The 16,600-nt window shown below is 72.6% G+C and carries 10 protein-coding genes; 4 read left to right on the top strand and 6 right to left on the bottom strand.

Annotation, left to right across the window (positions count from 1 at the left end; all coding sequences use genetic code 11):
• Positions 1-325 precede the first annotated feature (325 nt).
• The 4 genes from ID574_RS45075 to ID574_RS45090 all read right to left on the bottom strand — a co-directional run bounded on the left by ID574_RS45075 (position 326) and on the right by ID574_RS45090 (position 5,076).
• Positions 326-1,756 carry an L-fucose/L-arabinose isomerase family protein gene (locus tag ID574_RS45075; protein WP_188195207.1) on the bottom strand — a complete coding sequence of 477 codons (1,431 nt, stop codon included), beginning with the start codon at positions 1,754-1,756 and terminating at the stop codon, positions 326-328.
• 17 nt (positions 1,757-1,773) lie between these two features.
• Positions 1,774-2,658: a discoidin domain-containing protein gene (locus ID574_RS45080; protein ID WP_188195208.1), complete on the bottom strand. Its 885-nt coding sequence runs from the start codon at positions 2,656-2,658 to the stop codon at positions 1,774-1,776.
• Between the two features lie 13 nt (positions 2,659-2,671).
• Complete coding sequence (locus ID574_RS45085; RefSeq protein ID WP_188195209.1) at positions 2,672-4,243, bottom strand: alkaline phosphatase D family protein; 1,572 nt, start codon at positions 4,241-4,243, stop codon at positions 2,672-2,674.
• A gap of 95 nt (positions 4,244-4,338) precedes the next feature.
• Positions 4,339-5,076, bottom strand: a complete 738-nt coding sequence (locus ID574_RS45090) for a DeoR/GlpR family DNA-binding transcription regulator (protein WP_188195210.1) — start codon at positions 5,074-5,076, stop codon at positions 4,339-4,341.
• A gap of 189 nt (positions 5,077-5,265) precedes the next feature.
• Here ID574_RS45090 and ID574_RS45095 point away from each other — a divergent pair, with 189 nt between their 5' ends.
• From ID574_RS45095 to ID574_RS60780, 4 genes are read left to right on the top strand one after another with little or no spacing between them, the layout of a single operon-like run.
• Complete coding sequence (locus ID574_RS45095; RefSeq protein WP_188195211.1) at positions 5,266-6,567, top strand: extracellular solute-binding protein; 1,302 nt, start codon at positions 5,266-5,268, stop codon at positions 6,565-6,567.
• Positions 6,564-7,490 (top strand): carbohydrate ABC transporter permease, encoded by a 927-nt coding sequence (locus ID574_RS45100; RefSeq protein ID WP_223167735.1) that lies wholly within the window; start codon positions 6,564-6,566, stop codon positions 7,488-7,490. The genes ID574_RS45095 and ID574_RS45100 overlap by 4 nt, the downstream gene beginning before the upstream one ends.
• Positions 7,487-8,299 carry a carbohydrate ABC transporter permease gene (locus ID574_RS45105; protein WP_223167736.1) on the top strand — a complete coding sequence of 271 codons (813 nt, stop codon included), beginning with the start codon at positions 7,487-7,489 and terminating at the stop codon, positions 8,297-8,299. Before ID574_RS45100 ends, ID574_RS45105 begins: the two co-directional genes overlap by 4 nt.
• Positions 8,296-12,234, top strand: a complete 3,939-nt coding sequence (locus tag ID574_RS60780) for a hypothetical protein (protein ID WP_223167737.1) — start codon at positions 8,296-8,298, stop codon at positions 12,232-12,234. Before ID574_RS45105 ends, ID574_RS60780 begins: the two co-directional genes overlap by 4 nt.
• Here ID574_RS60780 and ID574_RS45115 read toward each other — a convergent pair.
• On the bottom strand, positions 12,213-14,270 hold the full coding sequence (locus tag ID574_RS45115) for an ATP-binding protein (protein WP_188195212.1): 2,058 nt from the start codon (positions 14,268-14,270) through the stop codon (positions 12,213-12,215). The two genes, ID574_RS60780 and ID574_RS45115, sit on opposite strands and share 22 nt — an antisense overlap.
• Entirely contained in the window at positions 14,267-16,600 is a 2,334-nt protein-coding gene (locus ID574_RS45120; RefSeq protein ID WP_188195213.1) for an ATP-binding protein, read from the bottom strand. The genes ID574_RS45115 and ID574_RS45120 overlap by 4 nt, the downstream gene beginning before the upstream one ends.

Below are 16,600 nucleotides of genomic sequence, written 5' to 3' on the forward strand. Positions count from 1 at the left end.
AGAGGGGCCGGTGCCCTCCGGTCGCGGCCAGGCGGTCCTGAGACGGCGGCCCCGCGTCGGCCAGGCGGCCTTGGGGCGGCGGCCCCCGCGTCGGCCGAGGGCGGGCGGAGGCGCACCTCGCGCTCGCTTCGGCGCGGCTCGTGTGGGGCGGCCTGCCCTTCGGGGCACGTCCCTTGGGGGAGAAGGGCGAGAGGGCGCCGCCGGGCGAGCATGCGCCGCCGCCGTGATGCGCGCCTCGCCGCTCACTTCGCTGACGGATGGTGGCGTGCCCCGCGCTGACGGCTGGTGCGGCTGCTTCGGCGGGGCGGGTGGTGGCCGCCGGGGGTCAGCGGGCGGGCTGGACGTGGGTCAGGTCCGCGCCCAGGAGGTCGGCGACCGCGCGCAGGTCGGCGAGGCGGTGGCCGGTGCCCAGGGCCCAGTGGTGGGAGATGCCGCTGGCGCTCCAGGCGTCGGTCCACTCGCCCGGGTCGCAGCCGAAGTCCACCCGCGACGTCGTGTTGCCGATCTGCAGCAGCGGGCCCTCCACGACCTCGCCCTCCGACACCACGAACCCGTAGCGGCCGTCCCGGTCCTGCCGCAGCCCGAACGCGGTCACCGGCCCCCGCGTCACGTCGAACTCGACCGACACGCCCCACCCGCGCTTGCCGTGGTAGACGCCGAGCCCGCGCAGCAGCGGCTTGCGGGAGCTGATGGCCAGGTGGGCGGGCCCGTCGTGGCCCATCTCGACGTGGCCGCGGGCGAAGTCGAGCGCCTGCAGCTCGGTGAACGAGCCACCGCCGCCCAGCCGATCCATGATCAGCATGGCGAGCGACGTCCGCAGCTCGTACTCACCGGCCGCCGGGATGCCGCGGGCGGTGAGCAGGGAGGCGCCGAGGATCATGCCGGCCCCCAGCCGCTCGTGGATCTCGCCGTCCAGCCCGCGGTGGTAGTAGGCCAGGCTGTCCAGCTCGAAGTCCTCGACCAGCCGGTCCAGCCCGGCCGACACGCGGGCGGCCCACGCCAGGTCCTCCTCGTTCACCGAGTCCGCGAGCTCGAACACCTCGCGGGCCAGCGCGATGCGCGAATCGGTCTCCTCGTCGGAGACCTTCTCCACGCGGACCCGCAGGTCGTCGAACTCCAGCACCTCCACATGGCCCCCGAAGTTGGCCGACACGAGCGTGAGGTCGGTGGCCACGTCCAGCATGCCCGGGTAGAGGTGCCCCATGAGCCCGTGCCGCCCTCGCCGCAGCGCGGCGCGCACGGCGGCGGCCCGCACCCACCGGCCGATCCGGTCCCACGCCCGCTCGTCCTCCAGGTAGCCGGACACCGAGCGGAACGGGATGCCGACGCGGGTGAACGCGTTGGCCATCTCCGGCAGCGGGCAGGCGCCGCAGTAGGCGAGCCACTGGCCGGTGTCGAACGTGGCGTGGTCCATCGACTCGGTCGGCTGCAGGTTGATCAGCAGCACGGGCGCGCCGCTGCGCTGCGCGATCGGCACGATCATGGTGGCCGTCATGTACGTGGTGAGGAACCCGACGATGAGGTCGCACCCCGCCGCGCGCAGCTTCTCGGCCGCCGCCGCGCCCTCCTGGGCGTCGGAGATGAAGCCGACGTCCACCACCTCGCAGTCCAGCGCCTTCATGCGCTCGGCCACCCGGGCCGAGGAGCGCTGGAGCTGCGGCAGCAGGTCGGGGAACTGGGGCCAGTACGCCCCCAGCCCTCCGGCCACCAGGCCCACCTTGGTGCGGGGCGGGATGATGCGGGGGAAGGTGTCCACCGGGGTTCTCCCTTCGTTCAGCGGACTTCGACCTCGATGATGCGGGTGTAGTCGTTGGCGCCGTTCGAGGCGAGCGCCACGATGCGGACCGCGTCGGCGGTGACGGGCGCGAAGTCGGAGCGCGCGTTGCCCGCGGTGTTGCCGCGTACCTGCGCGACCGTCTGCCACTGGCCGTTCACCTGCGCCTGGACGTCCCAGTCGCGCACGCCGTAGCGGGAGGCGGGGTAGCGTTCGGTGTCCAGCGTGTACAGGTCCACGCGGGAGATCTGCTTCGCCCCGCCCAGCGCGACGGCGATCGTGTCGGGCCAGGCCCGGGCGGTGGCGTCGTTCCAGCCGTTGCCGCCTGCCCAGCCGTTGGAGGAGCGGTCGCCGTCGACGACGCTGCAGGGCGGGTAGTTCGCGTTGGTGTGCTGCGAGGAGGCGGTGACGGGGCGGCGCAGCGCCAGGTTGCCGCCGTTGTCGAGCCGGTCCACGGGCATGACGTCGACGGGCACGCTCAGCGTCTTGTCGGTGGTGCGCAGGCGCAGGCCGTACGTGCCTTCCTTGGTCTCCGGCGGGACGGCGACCAGCAGTTTCGCGCCGAGCTCGTAGCCGGGCGGCAGGTAGCTGGTCAGCATCGTGCGGGAGGCGGTCAGCGGCGGGTCGACCTCGACGTTCATCGTGGCGTACGCGGGCTTCCTGGCGTCGCTGCGCATACCGATCTTGATGGTGGCGGGGCAGGCGGGGTCCACGCCGAGCGGGGCGACGAGGCGGTCGGCGCCCGCGATGGGGGTGAGCTTGCCGGTGCCTTTGGAGGTGCCGGGCTTGACCTTGACGGACACCGCCGAGGGCGGCTCCTCGGGGTCCCAGGCGGCGCCGGTGGTGAACAGGACGGCGGCGAGCGCGGCGGCTGCGTAACGCATGATCGTGTCCTTCCTAGAGCGCCTGCAGGCCGGGGACGCCGTCGAGGGTGACGAGACTGGCCCTGGTGGAGACCGGCGCGCCGGGCCGGTCCACGTAGGGGACGACCTTGAAGTCGGACCGCCACTGGGTGCGGGTGACCTCGCAGGAGACGTAGCCGCGCTGGTAGCTGGAGAACCTGAGGTGGGGGTTGACGGGGTCGCTGCCGCCGGGCGGCAGGCCCGTGGCGGGGTTGCCGTTGCCGCCGCTGCTGATCGAGGTGCAGACGAACTCCACGCCGACCGTGCGTGAGGCGGGGTCGTCGAAGTTCGCCTTGAGCTCGCCGGCCAGGTTGTAGTGGATGTCGCCGGTGAGGACCACGGGGTTGCTGACCCGGCGGTCGATCATGCCCGTGATCAGGCGGTCCTTGGCGGCCTTGTAGCCGTCCCACAGATCCATGCTGAGCCGCTGCGCGGGTCCCGGGTCGAAGTCGAGCTGGATCATGGCGATCTGCTGGGCGAGCACGTTCCACTTGGCGCGCGAGCCGCCCAGGCCGTCGAGTAACCAGGCCTCCTGCTCGGGGCCGAGCATCTGCCTGGCCGGGTCGAGGCGGGCGGCGCAGTCCGTCTGCTGGCCGTCGCCGCAGACCTGGTCGTCGCGGTACTGCCGGGTGTCGAGCACGTTGAACTCGGCCAGGTCGCCGAAGGTGAACCGGCGGAAGATGCGGAAGTCCGGGCCGTGCGCGGCGGGCAGGCGGACGGGCATGTTCTCCCAGAAGGCGCGGAAGGCGTTGGCGCGGATCACCAGATAGTCCTGCTCGGTCACCTCCCCGCCGGGGCCGTGACGGCCGGCCCAGTTGTCGAGCACCTCGTGGTCGTCCCAGGTGACGATCCACGGCGCGCGCTGGTGCGCGGCCTGCAGGTCCGGGTCGCTCTTGTAGAGGCCGTACTGGATGCGGAAACGGTCGAGCGTGTCGCACTGCACCCGGAACTGCTCGGGCACCGGGACCTTGCGGTTGCCGCCGGTCGGCACGATCCCGTACTCGTAGATGTAGTCGCCGAGGTGGAAGACCACGTCGGGGTTGTCGTCGGCGAGGTGGCGGTAGGCGGTGTAGTAGCCGTCCTGCCAGCTGGCGCACGAGGCGAAGGCCAGTTTGAGCGCGTCGGGGCTGCTGCGCGGCGCGGGCGCGGTCTTGGTCCGGCCCACGGGGCTGAGCTCGCCCCCGGTGCGGAAGCGGTAGAAGTACTCGCGGCCGGGGCGCAGGCCCTTCGCGTCCACGTGGACGGAGTGGCCGTACTCGGGGGCGGCCCAGGCGGAGCCGTGCCGGACGCGCCGGGTGAACGCCTCGTCCTCGGCGATCTCCCAGTCGACCTTGATCTTGTTGAACGGCAGCCCGCCGAGCGGCTCCAGCGGCTTGGGCGCGAGCCGGGTCCAGAGAACCACCCGGTCGGGCAGCGGATCGCCGGAGGCCACGCCGAGCTGGAAGGGGTAGTCGCCGCCGCGCACGCTCGCCCGCGCGGTCCAGGGGTGGGCGAGGTCGGTGGTGAAGGCCAGGGCGAACGCGGCGCCGCCGAGGCCGAAGAAGGATCGACGCGAGGGGCAATCCATGCTTGCTTCCTTGGGTGGGGGTCCGAAAGCCCTCACTTTGTAGCAAGCAGGTGAGCCTTTAACAAGACTCAAGTTACAAATCACGGCCCTTAGCGTTACATTTGCGCCACCTGGACGTTGCGGTGGCGGTCGCGCAGCCGCTGCAGCCGGTCGGCGGGGGCGCCCGAGTCGACCACGATGACGTCGAAGTCGTCGAGCGGCGCCACGCGGTGCAGGGCCACGCGGGCCAGCTTGGAGCCGTCGACGGCCAGGATGCGGCGGGCGCCCGCGCGCAGCATCGCCCGCTTCACCAGCACGATCTCCTGCTCTTGGTGGTAGGCGTACTCGTCGGAGATGGCCGAGGTGGAGACCACGACCACGTCGGTGCTGACCGCCTCCACCGCCTCCACGCAGCCGAGGCCGAGGAACGAGTCGTGGGTGGCGTGATATTCGCCGCCGAGCGCGATGAGCCGGATGTCGCGGCGGCCGGTGAGCAGCCTGATCGCCTCCAGGAAGTTGGTCACCACGGTGAGCGGGGCCAGCTCGTCCAGGTGGCGGGCCACGGCCAGCGCGGTCGTGGAGTCGTCGAGCATGACGGAGCTGCCCGGCTCGATCATGCCCGCCACCACGCGGGCGATCGCGTCCTTCTCCGCGGTGTGGGCCTGGAGCCGGTAGGCGATGTTGCTCTCCCAGACGTTGCTGGGCTGGGCGGTGGCGCCGCCGCGGACCTTGCGCACCATGCCCTGGCGCTCCAGCTCGTCGAGGTCGCGGTGCACGGTCATCACGCTCACGCCGAAGCTCTCGGCGAGCTCCGTCACCGAGGCGGAGCCCTGGCGGACGATGTGCTCCACCATGCCCCGCCACCTGGCCGACTTGCTGGGGGTGTGGTTACGCGACTCCACCGAAGCCCTCTCACCCGTCGTGACCGGCTGCGAATCTTATCCCTTGACACCAGTCTCGGGCGACTCGTACCCTCCGCTGATACATCACTTTTAACAAATCGGTTGTTAATTTAACAATCACTTCCCGGAGGTGGCGCGGGCATGACCGACCTGTTGCACGACGCCAGGGTGAGCCGCGGGCGGTTCCTGCGCATGATGGGCGGCCTCGCCGCGGCCGCGGCCGTGACCGCCTGCTCCACCCGGCCCGAGACCACCGCGACGACCGGCAGCGGCGCCGCGACCGAGCTCAAGTTCATCGGCGTGGCCGACCAGAAGGCGGCGATGGACAAGCTGGCGGCCGCGTACCAGCAGGCCAAGCCGTCGGTGCGCATCACCCCGTCGTACGCGCCCACCGACCAGGTGCAGACCTCGCTGCGCACCCAGCTCGGCGCCGGCAACGCCCCCGACCTGCACGTGGTCTACCCGGGCAACGGCAGCGCGATGTCGATGACCCAGATCGCCGGGGCCGGGCTGCTGGCCGACCTGTCCGCGCAGGCGTGGACCAAGACCATCCCCGCGGGGTTCAAGCCCGCGTTCCAGCTCGACGGCAAGACCTACATCTTCTCGGCCGGCTCCTCGGTCATCGGCGCCGTCTACAACAAGAAGGTCTTCGAGCAGGCGGGCGTCGAGGCGCCGCCGGCCACCTGGAGCGAGTTCCTCGCGCTGTGCGACAAGCTGAAGAAGGCCGGCGTGGTGCCGATCGCGCTGGGCGCGCAGACGCCGTGGGTCACCCAGCTCATCACGTACGCGCTGGTGCCCTCGACCGTCTACGCCAAGGACCCCACGTTCGACGACAAGCAGCTCGCCGGGCAGGCCAGCTTCGCCGACTCGGGCTGGCGCCAGGCCATGGAGATGTACCTGGAGCTGCAGAAGCGCGGCTTCTTCAACGACAAGCCGAACGGCACCACGTTCGAGCAGCAGACCGCCATGGTGGCCACCGGCAAGGCGGCGATGGCGATCCAGGTCTCGGCCGTCCTGCCGGACTTCCGCAAGGCCGCCTCCTCGCCCGACGACCTGTCGATGTTCCCCTTGCCGGGCGCCGACGACGCGAACTCGGTGTGGATCCCGGCCGGCGTCGTCGTCGGGCTCGGCGCGAGCGCCAAGGGCAAGAACGCCGAAGAGGCCAAGGCGTTCATCGACTTCCTCGGCAAGCAGGAGAACATCAACGCCTGGGCCAAGGAGATCGCCGCCATCCCGCTCACCCAGGACTCCTCCTCCACCATCGACCCGGCCGTGGAGTCGTTCCTGCCGTTCACCAAGGACCGGGCGGTGCCGTTCATGGACCAGCGCTGGCCCAACGCCGAGGTGCAGCCCGTGCACTTCGCGGTGATCCAGGAGTTGCTGGCCGGTGACTCGACGATCGACGAGGCGCTGAAGAAGATGGACGAGGCATACCGGAAGTGACCCTGTTGACCGCTCGGCGGACGCGCCCGGCCCACGCCGGGCGGCGCCGTCGATTTGGGGGGCGTTTCAACCCCGAGACCCCGCCCTGGCTGTTCGCCGCGCCCGCCCTCGTGGTGTACGCGCTGGTGGTGCTCTACCCGGCGGTCAGCGGCGTGGTGTACGCCTTCACGGACTGGAGCGGCATCGGCCAGGACATGTCCTTCGTCGGCCTGGCCAACTTCCGCACGCTCCTGGCCGACGAGCAGGCCATGGGCTCGATCGGCAACACGCTGCTGCTGACCGTGGCCATCGTGGTCGTCCAGAACGGCGTCGGGCTGCTGCTGGCCCTCGGCGTGCACGCCAGGCTGAAGAGCCGGGCCCTGCTCCGCGTGGTCTTCTTCTCGCCGGTCGTGGTCAGCCCCGTCATGGTGGCGTTCCTGTGGAAGTACATCTACAACCCCGACCCGTCCGCCGGCCTCAACGGGCTGCTCGGCCTGCGCGTCGACTGGCTCGGCGACCCCTCGGTCGCGCTGTGGTCGATCGCCGGCATGGTGGTGTGGCAGTACGCCGGGTACTCCATGGTCATCTTCCTGGCCGGGCTGGAAGGCGTCCCCCGCGAGCTGCACGAGGCCGCCATGATCGACGGGGCGGGCACCTTCCAACGCTTCCGCTACGTGACCTGGCCGCTGCTCGCGCCCGCCGTGACGATCAACCTGATGCTGTCCACGATCGGCGGGCTCAAGCTGTTCGACCAGGTCTTCGCCGCCACCAACGGCGGCCCCGGCTACGCCACCGAGACCCTGTCCACGGTGCTGTACAAGCAGGCGTTCGTCTTCGGCAAGTTCGGCTACAGCACCGCGATCGCCCTGGTGCTGGCGTTGTTCGTGGCCGCGGTCTCGCTCGTCCAGGTCTACTACCTGCGCGGCCGGGAGGTGAGCGCGTGAGAAGGACCTTCCTCCTGGAAATCGTCATGATCGCGGTGGCGGTGGCGTTCCTGTTCCCCGTCTACACCCTGGTCTCGCTGTCCCTGAAGGACCCAGGGCAGATCGCCCAGTCGCCGCTGGCACCGCCGAACCCGCCCACTTTCGGCAACTTCACCACCGCCTGGTCGGCCGCGGCGCTCGGCCCGTCCCTGGTGAACAGCACCGTGATCACCGTGGTCAGCCTGGTCGCGCTCATCGCGCTCGGCTCGTTCGCCGCCTACTTCCTGGCCCGCGTGCGGAGCCGCCTCGGCTACGGCCTGTACATCCTGTTCCTGCTGGGCATCGTGCTGCCGTTCCAGCTGGGCATGATCCCGCTGTACGAGCTGGTGACGGATCTGGGGCTGATCGGCACGCACGCCGGGATGATCCTCTTCTACACCGGCATCCAACTGCCGTTCACCGTCTTCCTCTACACCGGGTTCATCCGGGCGCTGCCGCGCGAGTACGCCGGCGCCGCCCAGATCGACGGCGCCTCCCACCTGACGGCGTTCACCCGCGTGGTCTTTCCGCTGCTGCGGCCCATCACCGGCACCGTGCTGATCCTCAACGCCGTCTTCATCTGGAACGACTTCTTCACCCCGCTGGTCTACCTGGGCGGCTCCGGCTACGAGACGATCCCGGTGAGCGTCTTCGCCTACGTCGGCCAGTACGTCTCCCAGCACGGCCTCGTCTTCGCCGGGCTCGTGCTCGGCGCGCTGCCGATCGTGGTGGTCTTCCTGGCGTTGCAGCGCTACGTCATCAAGGGCTTCTCCAGCGGGCTCAAAGGGTGAACGTCTTCGACCTCTTCCGCGGGTCGCCGCCTGGCGAGTACTCGCCGGCGGCGATCTGGTGGTGGAGCGGCGAGCCGCTGCGCCGCGACCGGCTGCGGTGGCAGCTCTCGCGGCTGGTGGACGGCGGGGTGCGCAACCTCGTCATCCTGAACCTGGCGCCCTCGGGGCCGATGTTCGGCGCCGACGCCGACGACCCGCCGTTCCTGTCCGAGGCGTGGTGGGAGCTGCTCGACGGGGTGTGCGCGGACGCGTACGAGCTGGGCGCCCACCTGTGGTTCTACGACCAGCTCGGCTTCTCCGGCGCCGACCTCCAGGCCCGGCTCGTCCAGGAACGCCCCGAGTTCGCTGGCCAGTGGCTGGCCGCCGACGGGTCCGTCACGCTGCGCGGCTTCGACTACCTGTCGCCGGAGGCCTGCGCGGTGCTGCTCGACCGGGTGCATGGCGAGTTCGAGCGGCGGGTGGGGCACTGGTTCGGGCGGGTGATCGCCGGGTCGTTCCAGGACGAGCTGCCGACGCTTCCTACTTGGTCGTCCCATTTCGCCGCCGAATATCTCGCGCGCCGTGGGCGGCCGTTCTCCCTTGAGGACCCGGACTGGCAGGCGTACCAGCGCACCCGGGCCGAGCTGGCCGAGGAGGCGTTCTTCCGGCCGCTGGCCGAGTGGCACGCGCGGCACGGGCTGCTGAGCGGGTGCGACCAGCAGGATCCGGCGCGGGCCGGGCATCCGGTGGACGGGGTGCGGCTGTACGCCGACTACGCGCGTACCCACCGGTGGTTCGGCGCGCCCGGCTCCGACCATCACGGCGACGCCCGCCTGCACTCCTCCCTGGCCCACCTGTACGGGCGGCCGCGCACCTGGATCGAGGCGTTCCACTCCAGCGGGTGGGGCGGCACGCTGGAGGAGACCTTCGACTGGCTGCTGCCGTGGCTGCGGGCCGGGGCCACGTTGTACAACCCGCACGCGGTCTATTACACGACCAAGCGGGGCTGGTGGGAGTGGGCGCCGCCGTCCACGGACTGGCGGCAGCCGTACTGGCGCCACCACCGCGTCTTCGCCGACGCCGTCGCCCGGCTGTGCGCCGCCCTGTCCCTGGGCCGCCACGCCTGCGACGTCGCCGTCCTCCTCCCCATCGCCACCGCCCAGACCGGCACCCCGCCGCCCGCCACCCCGCCCCTCCCGGAGAGCCCCCCTTCGGGCGGGACCGGTCTCCCATCACACGGCACCGCGGTCGGTCCGGCGGGCGCCGCGCCGGATGACACCGCATCGCGCGGCGGTGCTTCGGCCGATTCCGTGCCGGTCAGCGCTGTGTCGGGCAGCGTCGTGTCGGGCAGTCCCGCGCCCGGCGATCCCGCGCCCGGCGGGGCCGGGCCGGTCGGGCCGGGCGAGGTCGGGCCGGGCGAGGTCGGGCCGGGCGGTGGCGGGCCGGGTGGTGGTGCGTGGGGTGCCTCCGGCGATTCGGCGCCGTCCGACCCGGTTTCGTCCGACCCGGCCCTTTACGGTTCGGACGGGTCTGCCCCAGCCGGCTCCGGCGTGGCCCCACTCGGCCCCCTTGTGCAGGCAGCCGCGTCGGACGGTGCCCTGGTCGACGGCGCGGCGTCGGGCGGCGGAGGTCCGGAAGGGGCCGGGGCGGGCTCGGGTGGCGCAGGCACGGGCTGCGGCGGATCGGGCGGCGTCGGGGAGTGGGCGAGGCGGGCGCAGGAGGTGTATCGGCAGGTCGTCGGCGACATGGCGTGGTTCGACACCAGGCCGGGAGCGCTCGACCGGCTGGCCCTCGACGCCGACGTGATCGACGAGGACTCGGTGCGGCGGGCGGTCGTCGAGGACGGGCGGCTGACGGTTTCCACCGAGGCGTACCGGGCGATCATCCTGCCCGCCGTCACGGTGCTGGACGCCGACGTCGCCGCCAGGTTGCGCGAGTTCGCCGCGGCCGGCGGCCGGCTCGTCGCCGTCGGCGCGCTCCCCGACGCCCTGGGCGGCCTGGCCCGGTACGTGGAGTCTCCCGACGGCCTGGGCGAGGCGCTGGCCGACCTGCCCAGGCGGGTCGAAGCGCCGGTGCCCGCCCTCGTACGGGAGGCAGGCGACACCACGCTGGTGTTCCTGACCGCCACCTTCCCCATGGCGAGCAGGATCGGCGTGGGACGGCCCGAGGAACGCGGCGTGGAGCTGGGCTGGCTGGACGCCGACATCGACTTCGACCCGGCCCGGTACGCCCCCGACATGCGGGTCGTCGTCAGAGGCGTGCGGGGCACCCCGCTGCTGGCCCGCCCGTTCGCCGGCGGCGAGCCCGTCGCGCTGCCGCACACGCGGGACGGGGACGCGGTGGAGGTGGTCGTGCCGTTCGACGACGGGCCGGCCGCGCTGCTGGTGTTCGACGGATCCGAGAGGGAGCCCGCGCCGCCGCGGCCCGCGTACCCGGTGGAGGTCGACCTCGGGGACGAATGGGATGTCGAGCTCGTGCCCACGCTCGACGACACCTGGTCGGACTTCGGCGGCGGCGGCGCGGTCGAACGCTGGACGCTGCGGACCCCGGACGGGGCGCCCGTGGCCGTGACGTTCGGCCCGCGAGGGGAGCAGCGCGTCGGCGACGCCCCGTGGACGCCCTCGGTGTGGTCGGCCTCGCGCGGGCTGCGCAAGGATCCGATCCACCGGGAGACGCTCGGCCCCAAGGGGCACGTCCCCGCGGAGTTCCTCGCGTTCGGCCGCGTGCGGGCGGGCGCGGAGGCCCGCTTCCGCACGGTGCTCACCGCGCCCCCCGGCGGGGGGTGGCTCGCGATCGGCGCGGCGGCCGCCAAGACCCTCTGGCTCGACGGCGTGGAGCTGCAGCTGGACGACGCGGGGTACGCCGCGGTCGCGCGCCAACCCGTCACGCCCGGCGAGCACCTGCTGGAGCTGCTGCTCGTCCCGGACGAGGAGCTCGACCTGCGAGCCTACGTCTGCCTGGTGGCCGACCCGGCCGACGCCGCCCGCCCCGAATGGATCGCGGGCACGCCGCTGGAGACCGTCGTCGGCGCGGATCAGGGGGAGTCGCTGCTGCAGGTGGCCTCCACCGCGTTCTGCCGGGTGCTGGTCAACGGCGTGGAGGCGGGCCGGCAGGGCGGCTTCGACCCCTACGCGGAGGCCGACATCCCGCGCGTGCGCCGCTACGACGTGTCCCACCTGCTGCGACCGGGCGACAACACGATCAGGATCGAGTCGGACGGCTGGGTCCTGGTCGACGGCCTGGCCGTCTCCGGCCCCGGCTGGTCCCCCCGCCCCCGGGTACGCAGGCGCCAGCACGGCGACCCCGCCGCCCTCTGCCTGCGCCCGCGCCCGCATCCGCTGCCCGAGGCCGGCTGGCTCGACGGGCGTCCGGCGGCCCTGCCCGCCACGTTCGCGGTGCCCGGCGCCCGCCCGCGGGTCGAGCGCTTCCTCCTGGAACCGCCGCCCGGGATGACCGGCCTGGACGTGGACGCGGCCGGCCCCGTGAAGGCCGTCCCGGCCGAGGGCGGGAGCCTCGAACTCCGCGTGACCACGGTCCCCGGCGCGCAGGCGGGGGCCGCGTTCACCGGACCCGTCCGGTTCACCTGCGGGCCCGGCCGCATGCGGCTCGGCGACTGGGAGGAGCACGGGCTGGCCGGCTACAGCGGCGGCGTGCGCTACCGCACCACCGTCACGGCCTGCGCGGGGCCGGGCGTCGTCGATCTCGGCCGGGTGCGGGGGACGGCGGAGGTCACGGTGAACGGGCGGCCCTGCGGCGTCAGGGTGTGCTCCCCGTACGTCTTCGACGTCGAGCTGGACGACGGCGACAACACCGTCGAGGTCCTCGTGCTCGGCACCCTGGGCCCGTACCTCGACGAGGTCAGCCCGACGCATTTCGTCTTCCCCGGCCAGCGCCGCACGGGCCTGTCAGGACCGGTGCGGCTGCGGCGGGGTGCTCAGCCGCGTCCGGTCGCGTAGCTCACGGCGCGGTCCAGGCCGAGCCGCTCGCCGACGCGGAAGGCGCCGATGAACGCCCGCTTGCCCAGGGCGCGTTCCGCCTGCTCGACGCAGCGCTCGTGCCAGGCCGCGTGGTAGGACAGCCGCTCCGGTGAGGAACCCACCGCCTGCCACAGCGTGTGCGCCGCCCCCAGCAGCCCGGCGGCCCGCTCGTGATCGCCGCGCGCACCGGCCGCCCACGCCAGCACCTCCAGGCACTGGGTGAGGCACCACCGGTCGTCGATCCCGCCGGAGTACTCGGCGGCCTCCATGATCAGCTTCTCCGCCTGGGGCCAGTCGCCCAGGTTCCAGCGCGCCAGGCCGAGGGCCAGCTGGGCGTACGCGCGGGAGGTCAGCGCATGGTGCCGCTCGCACATGTCCAGCATCTCCTCGCCGAACTCCGCGGCCAGGCCGGGGTCCTCGATCGAGCCGTAGAGGGCGGCGAAGTAGAGGTTGTACATGATCCCGTCCATGTCCTGCACGGATCGGTGCAGCTCCATGGACTCACGCATCAGCTCCAGCCCGCGCCGCGGCTCGCCGCTGGAGAACGCGGCCACGCCCGAGGTCCGGACGGCGTACGCCAGGATGTCTTCGTTCCCCGCCTGGCGGGCCAGGACGAGGCATTCCTCCAGAGGCGGCAGCGCCGCCTCCACGTCGCCCTGACGCAGGGCCAGCATGCTGTCGGCCCACAGTGCGGTGGCCCGCACGCGGCCGCCCTCGGGCACCAGCTCCAGCCCGCGCTCCAGCCAGTACCGGCCCTCGGCCATCGAGCCGGCGAGCAGCCAGTAGCACCACATGGCCGACGCGGTCTCCAGCCCCACCCGCGCCAGCGCCGGGTCGCTCAGGCACGCCTGGAGCGCGGCCCGCACGTTGGCCAGCTCCTTGTGCAGCAGGCGGTACCGCTCCAGCTGGTCGGAGACCAATCGGTCGACCCGGTGCCGCTCCGCCAGGTCGCGGTAGTGGTGGACGTACCGGGCGCGCAGGCACCGCCTGTCGGCGGGCGCCAGCCGCTCGCTCCCGTACTGGCGCAGGCTCTCCAGCATGCGGTACCTGATCTCGCCGTCACGCCGGTCGCCGACCACGATCGACTTGTCCACCAGCCCGGTCAGCAGGTCGAGCACGTCGAGCCCGTCGCCCCCGTCGTCGGCGCACACGCACTCGGCGGTGTCCAGGTCGAACCCGCCGGGGAACATCGACAGCCGCGCCCACAGCCGCTGCTCCCCCTCCGAGCACAGGCCGAAGCTCCAGTCGATGGTGGCGCGCAGCGTGCGATGGCGCGGCAACGCGGTGGGGGCGTCGGCGGCCAGCACGTCGAACCGCTCGTCCAGCTCGCGGGTCAGCTCCTCCAGCGACAAGGTGCGCAGCCGGGCCGCGGCCAGCTCGATCGCCAGCGGGAGGCCCTCCAGGCGCCGGGCCAGCCGCACCACGTAGGGCATGTTGTCCAGGTTCAGCGTGAAGCCGGGCAGGACGCTCGCCGCGCGGTCCACGAACAGGCGGACGGAGTCGTGGCGGGCGATCTCCCGCAGGGCCCGGCCGGGCTCGGGCACCGACAGCGACGGGACGGCCAGGACCTGCTCGCCGTACACGCTGAGCGACTGCCTGCTGGTCACCAGGATCCGCAGCCGGGGTGCCGCCCGCAGCAGCCGCTCCACGAGGCAGGCGCAGGCGCCACGCAGGTGCTCGCAGTTGTCCAGGACCAGCAGCATCCGCCTGCCCGACAGGTAGTCCACCAGCACGCTCATGGGGTCGGGGGCCCCTTCGCGCAGCCCGAGCGCGGCGGTGAGCGTCGGCTCCAGCAGGTCGGCGTTCTCCAGGGTGGCCAGCTCGACGATCTCCACCCCGTCCGGGAACGCGTTCCTGACGGTGTCGGCCACCCGGAGCGCCAGCCGCGTCTTGCCGACGCCGCCCGGGCCGGTCAGGGTCAGCAGCCGGCTCGTGAACAACATCCGCCTGGCCGTGGACAGCTCGAGCCGCCGACCGACGAAGGTCGTCGCGTCCGTCAGCAGGCCGGTGGTCATGACGAGCCCCCGGGCGGCGAGGAGGCCTGCTCGGCGACCCAGGCGGCGATCTGGGTACGCGAGTTGAACCCGAGCTTGCACAGGATGTGCTCGACGTGGGCCTCGGCGGTGCGCTGCGCGATCACCAGCTTCGCGGCGATCTCCTTGTTGCTCAAGCCCTGGGCGACGAGCTGGGCGATCTCCGTCTCCCGCCGGGTCAGCGGCGAGGGCTCGGGGGCGGCGCGCTTCACGGGCCGCGCGTCGCGGCCCATCGCGTACGCGAGCACCTCGTCGCCGCTCAGCTCGGTCCCCTTGCGGAAGGCGGCCTCGAAGGCGTCCTCGCCGAGCCGCTCGCGCGCGACGGTCTCGGCGGTGTCGTGGTAGCCGGACAGATAGCCGAACAGGGGGCCGCCGAACGAGCGCCAGCTCTCCTGAGAGGCCCCGAGCAGCACCGCCGCCCGATCGGTCGCGTCGCCTGCGGCCATCCAGGCCAGCGCCTCCACGCACAGCGCGATGCCCAGCCGGTCGTCGAAGGGCTGCTTGAGCCGGATGGCCTCGCGCTCCATCTCGACCGCCCGCGCCGTGTCGCCCTGCCTCCAGATCTCGATCCCGAACACCCACAGGGTGTACGACCTGAACCAATGTTCGTGGCGGGTGTCGCAGATCGCCAGGCACTCCTTGAACTGGGCGGTCGCCTGGTCGGAGTGGCCGAGCAGCGAGTGCGCGGTGGCCAGGTACATCAGCGAGTTCACCAGGCCCATCTCGTCGCCTGCCGCGCGGTTGCCTTCGGCCGCCTCGCCGAGCAGGGTCACGGCGGATTCCGGGTCACGCCGGATCAGCGCCGAGAGGCCGCCGACGTAGGCGGCGCCCGCGATGACCGCCGGGTCCCCGAGTCGGCGGCCCAGGTCCCGGCACTCGTCCAGGGTCTTCCCGGCCACCTCGAAGTCGCTCTGCAGGACCGCGAGCCGGGCGTTGACGCACAGGGCCTTGGCCCGCTCGGCCGTCGGCTCCGGGGCGGTGGCCAGCAGCCGGTCGAGCCAGACCCGTCCCTCGCGGAGCGCGCCCGCCGCGATCCAGTAGAACCGCAGCGCGGTGGCGATGGCCAGCCCGGCCTCCGCCTGGCCGGGCGTGGTGAGGCAGTGGTCCAGGGCCGTGCGGAGGTTGCCGTGGTCGGCGCGCAGGCGGGCGAACCAGGTCACCTGGTCGGGGCCGTACCAGTCCCGCTGGGCGCGGGTGGCGAGGTCCAGGTACCAGTCGCGATGGCGGTCCCTCAGCACCGCCTCCTCGCCCGAGTCGCGCAGCCGGTCGCGGCCGTACTGGCGGATCGTCTCCAGCAGCCGGTAGCGCACGGTGGCCCCGTGCTCCTCTCGGGCCAGCACGGACTTGTCGACCAGGCCGTTCACCAGGTCGAAGACGTCCTCGAAGGCGATGCCGTCCCCCGAGCAGACGTGCTCGGCCGCCTCCAGGTCCAGGCCGCCGGAGAACACCGACAGCCGGCTCCAGAGCAGCCGCTCCGCGTCGGTGCAGAGCGCGTGGCTCCAGTCGATCAGCGCCCGGAGCGTCTGCTGCCGCGGCATGGCGGCGCGCGACCCCGTCGTGAGCAGCCGGAAGCGGTCGTCCAGCCGGGTCAGCAGCTGCTGCACGGAGACCGCCCGCAGCCGTACGGCGGCCAGCTCGATGGCCAGCGGGATGCCGTCCAGCCGCCGGCAGATCCCCGCCACGCTGTCCCGGTTGGCGTCGGTGATCTCGAAGCCGGGGACCACGGCCTGCGCCCGCTCGGCGAACAGGCGAACCGCGTCGGAGTGCCGCAGCGACTCGGCCGTCGGCCGCACGCCGTCGGCCTCCGGCACCGACATCGGCGGCAGCGGCATCATCCGCTCGCCCACGACGCCGAGCGCCTGCCGGCTGGTGGCCAGGATGCGGAGGCCGGGCACGGAGCGCATCAGCGTCTCCGCCATGGCGGCGCACGCGTCCAGCAGGTGCTCGCAGTTGTCCAGGATCAGCAGGGTCTCCCGGTCCCGCAGGTGGTCGATGAGCACCTCCATCGGCGGCCGCACGGAACGGTCGTGGATCTCCAGGGTCTCCGTGACGGTCTGGACGAGCAGGTCGGGGTTCTCCAGCGCGGCCAGCTCCACCAGCCACACCCCGTCGTGGAAGGCGCGCCGAAGGTCGAACCCGACTCGCAGGGCGAGCCGGGTCTTGCCGACGCCGCCCACACCGACCAGCGTCACCAGCCTTCCCTCGGACAGCAGGCGTTTGACCTCGGCTATCTCGTGCCGTCGGCCCACGAAGCTGTTCAGCTCGGCCGGCAGTGCGCAAACGCCAGCAACGTTCGGCGCGGCCATGGTCAT

It is taken from the genome of Nonomuraea sp. SYSU D8015, assembly GCF_008065375.1.
Taxonomy (GTDB): Bacteria; Actinomycetota; Actinomycetes; order Streptosporangiales; family Streptosporangiaceae; genus Nonomuraea.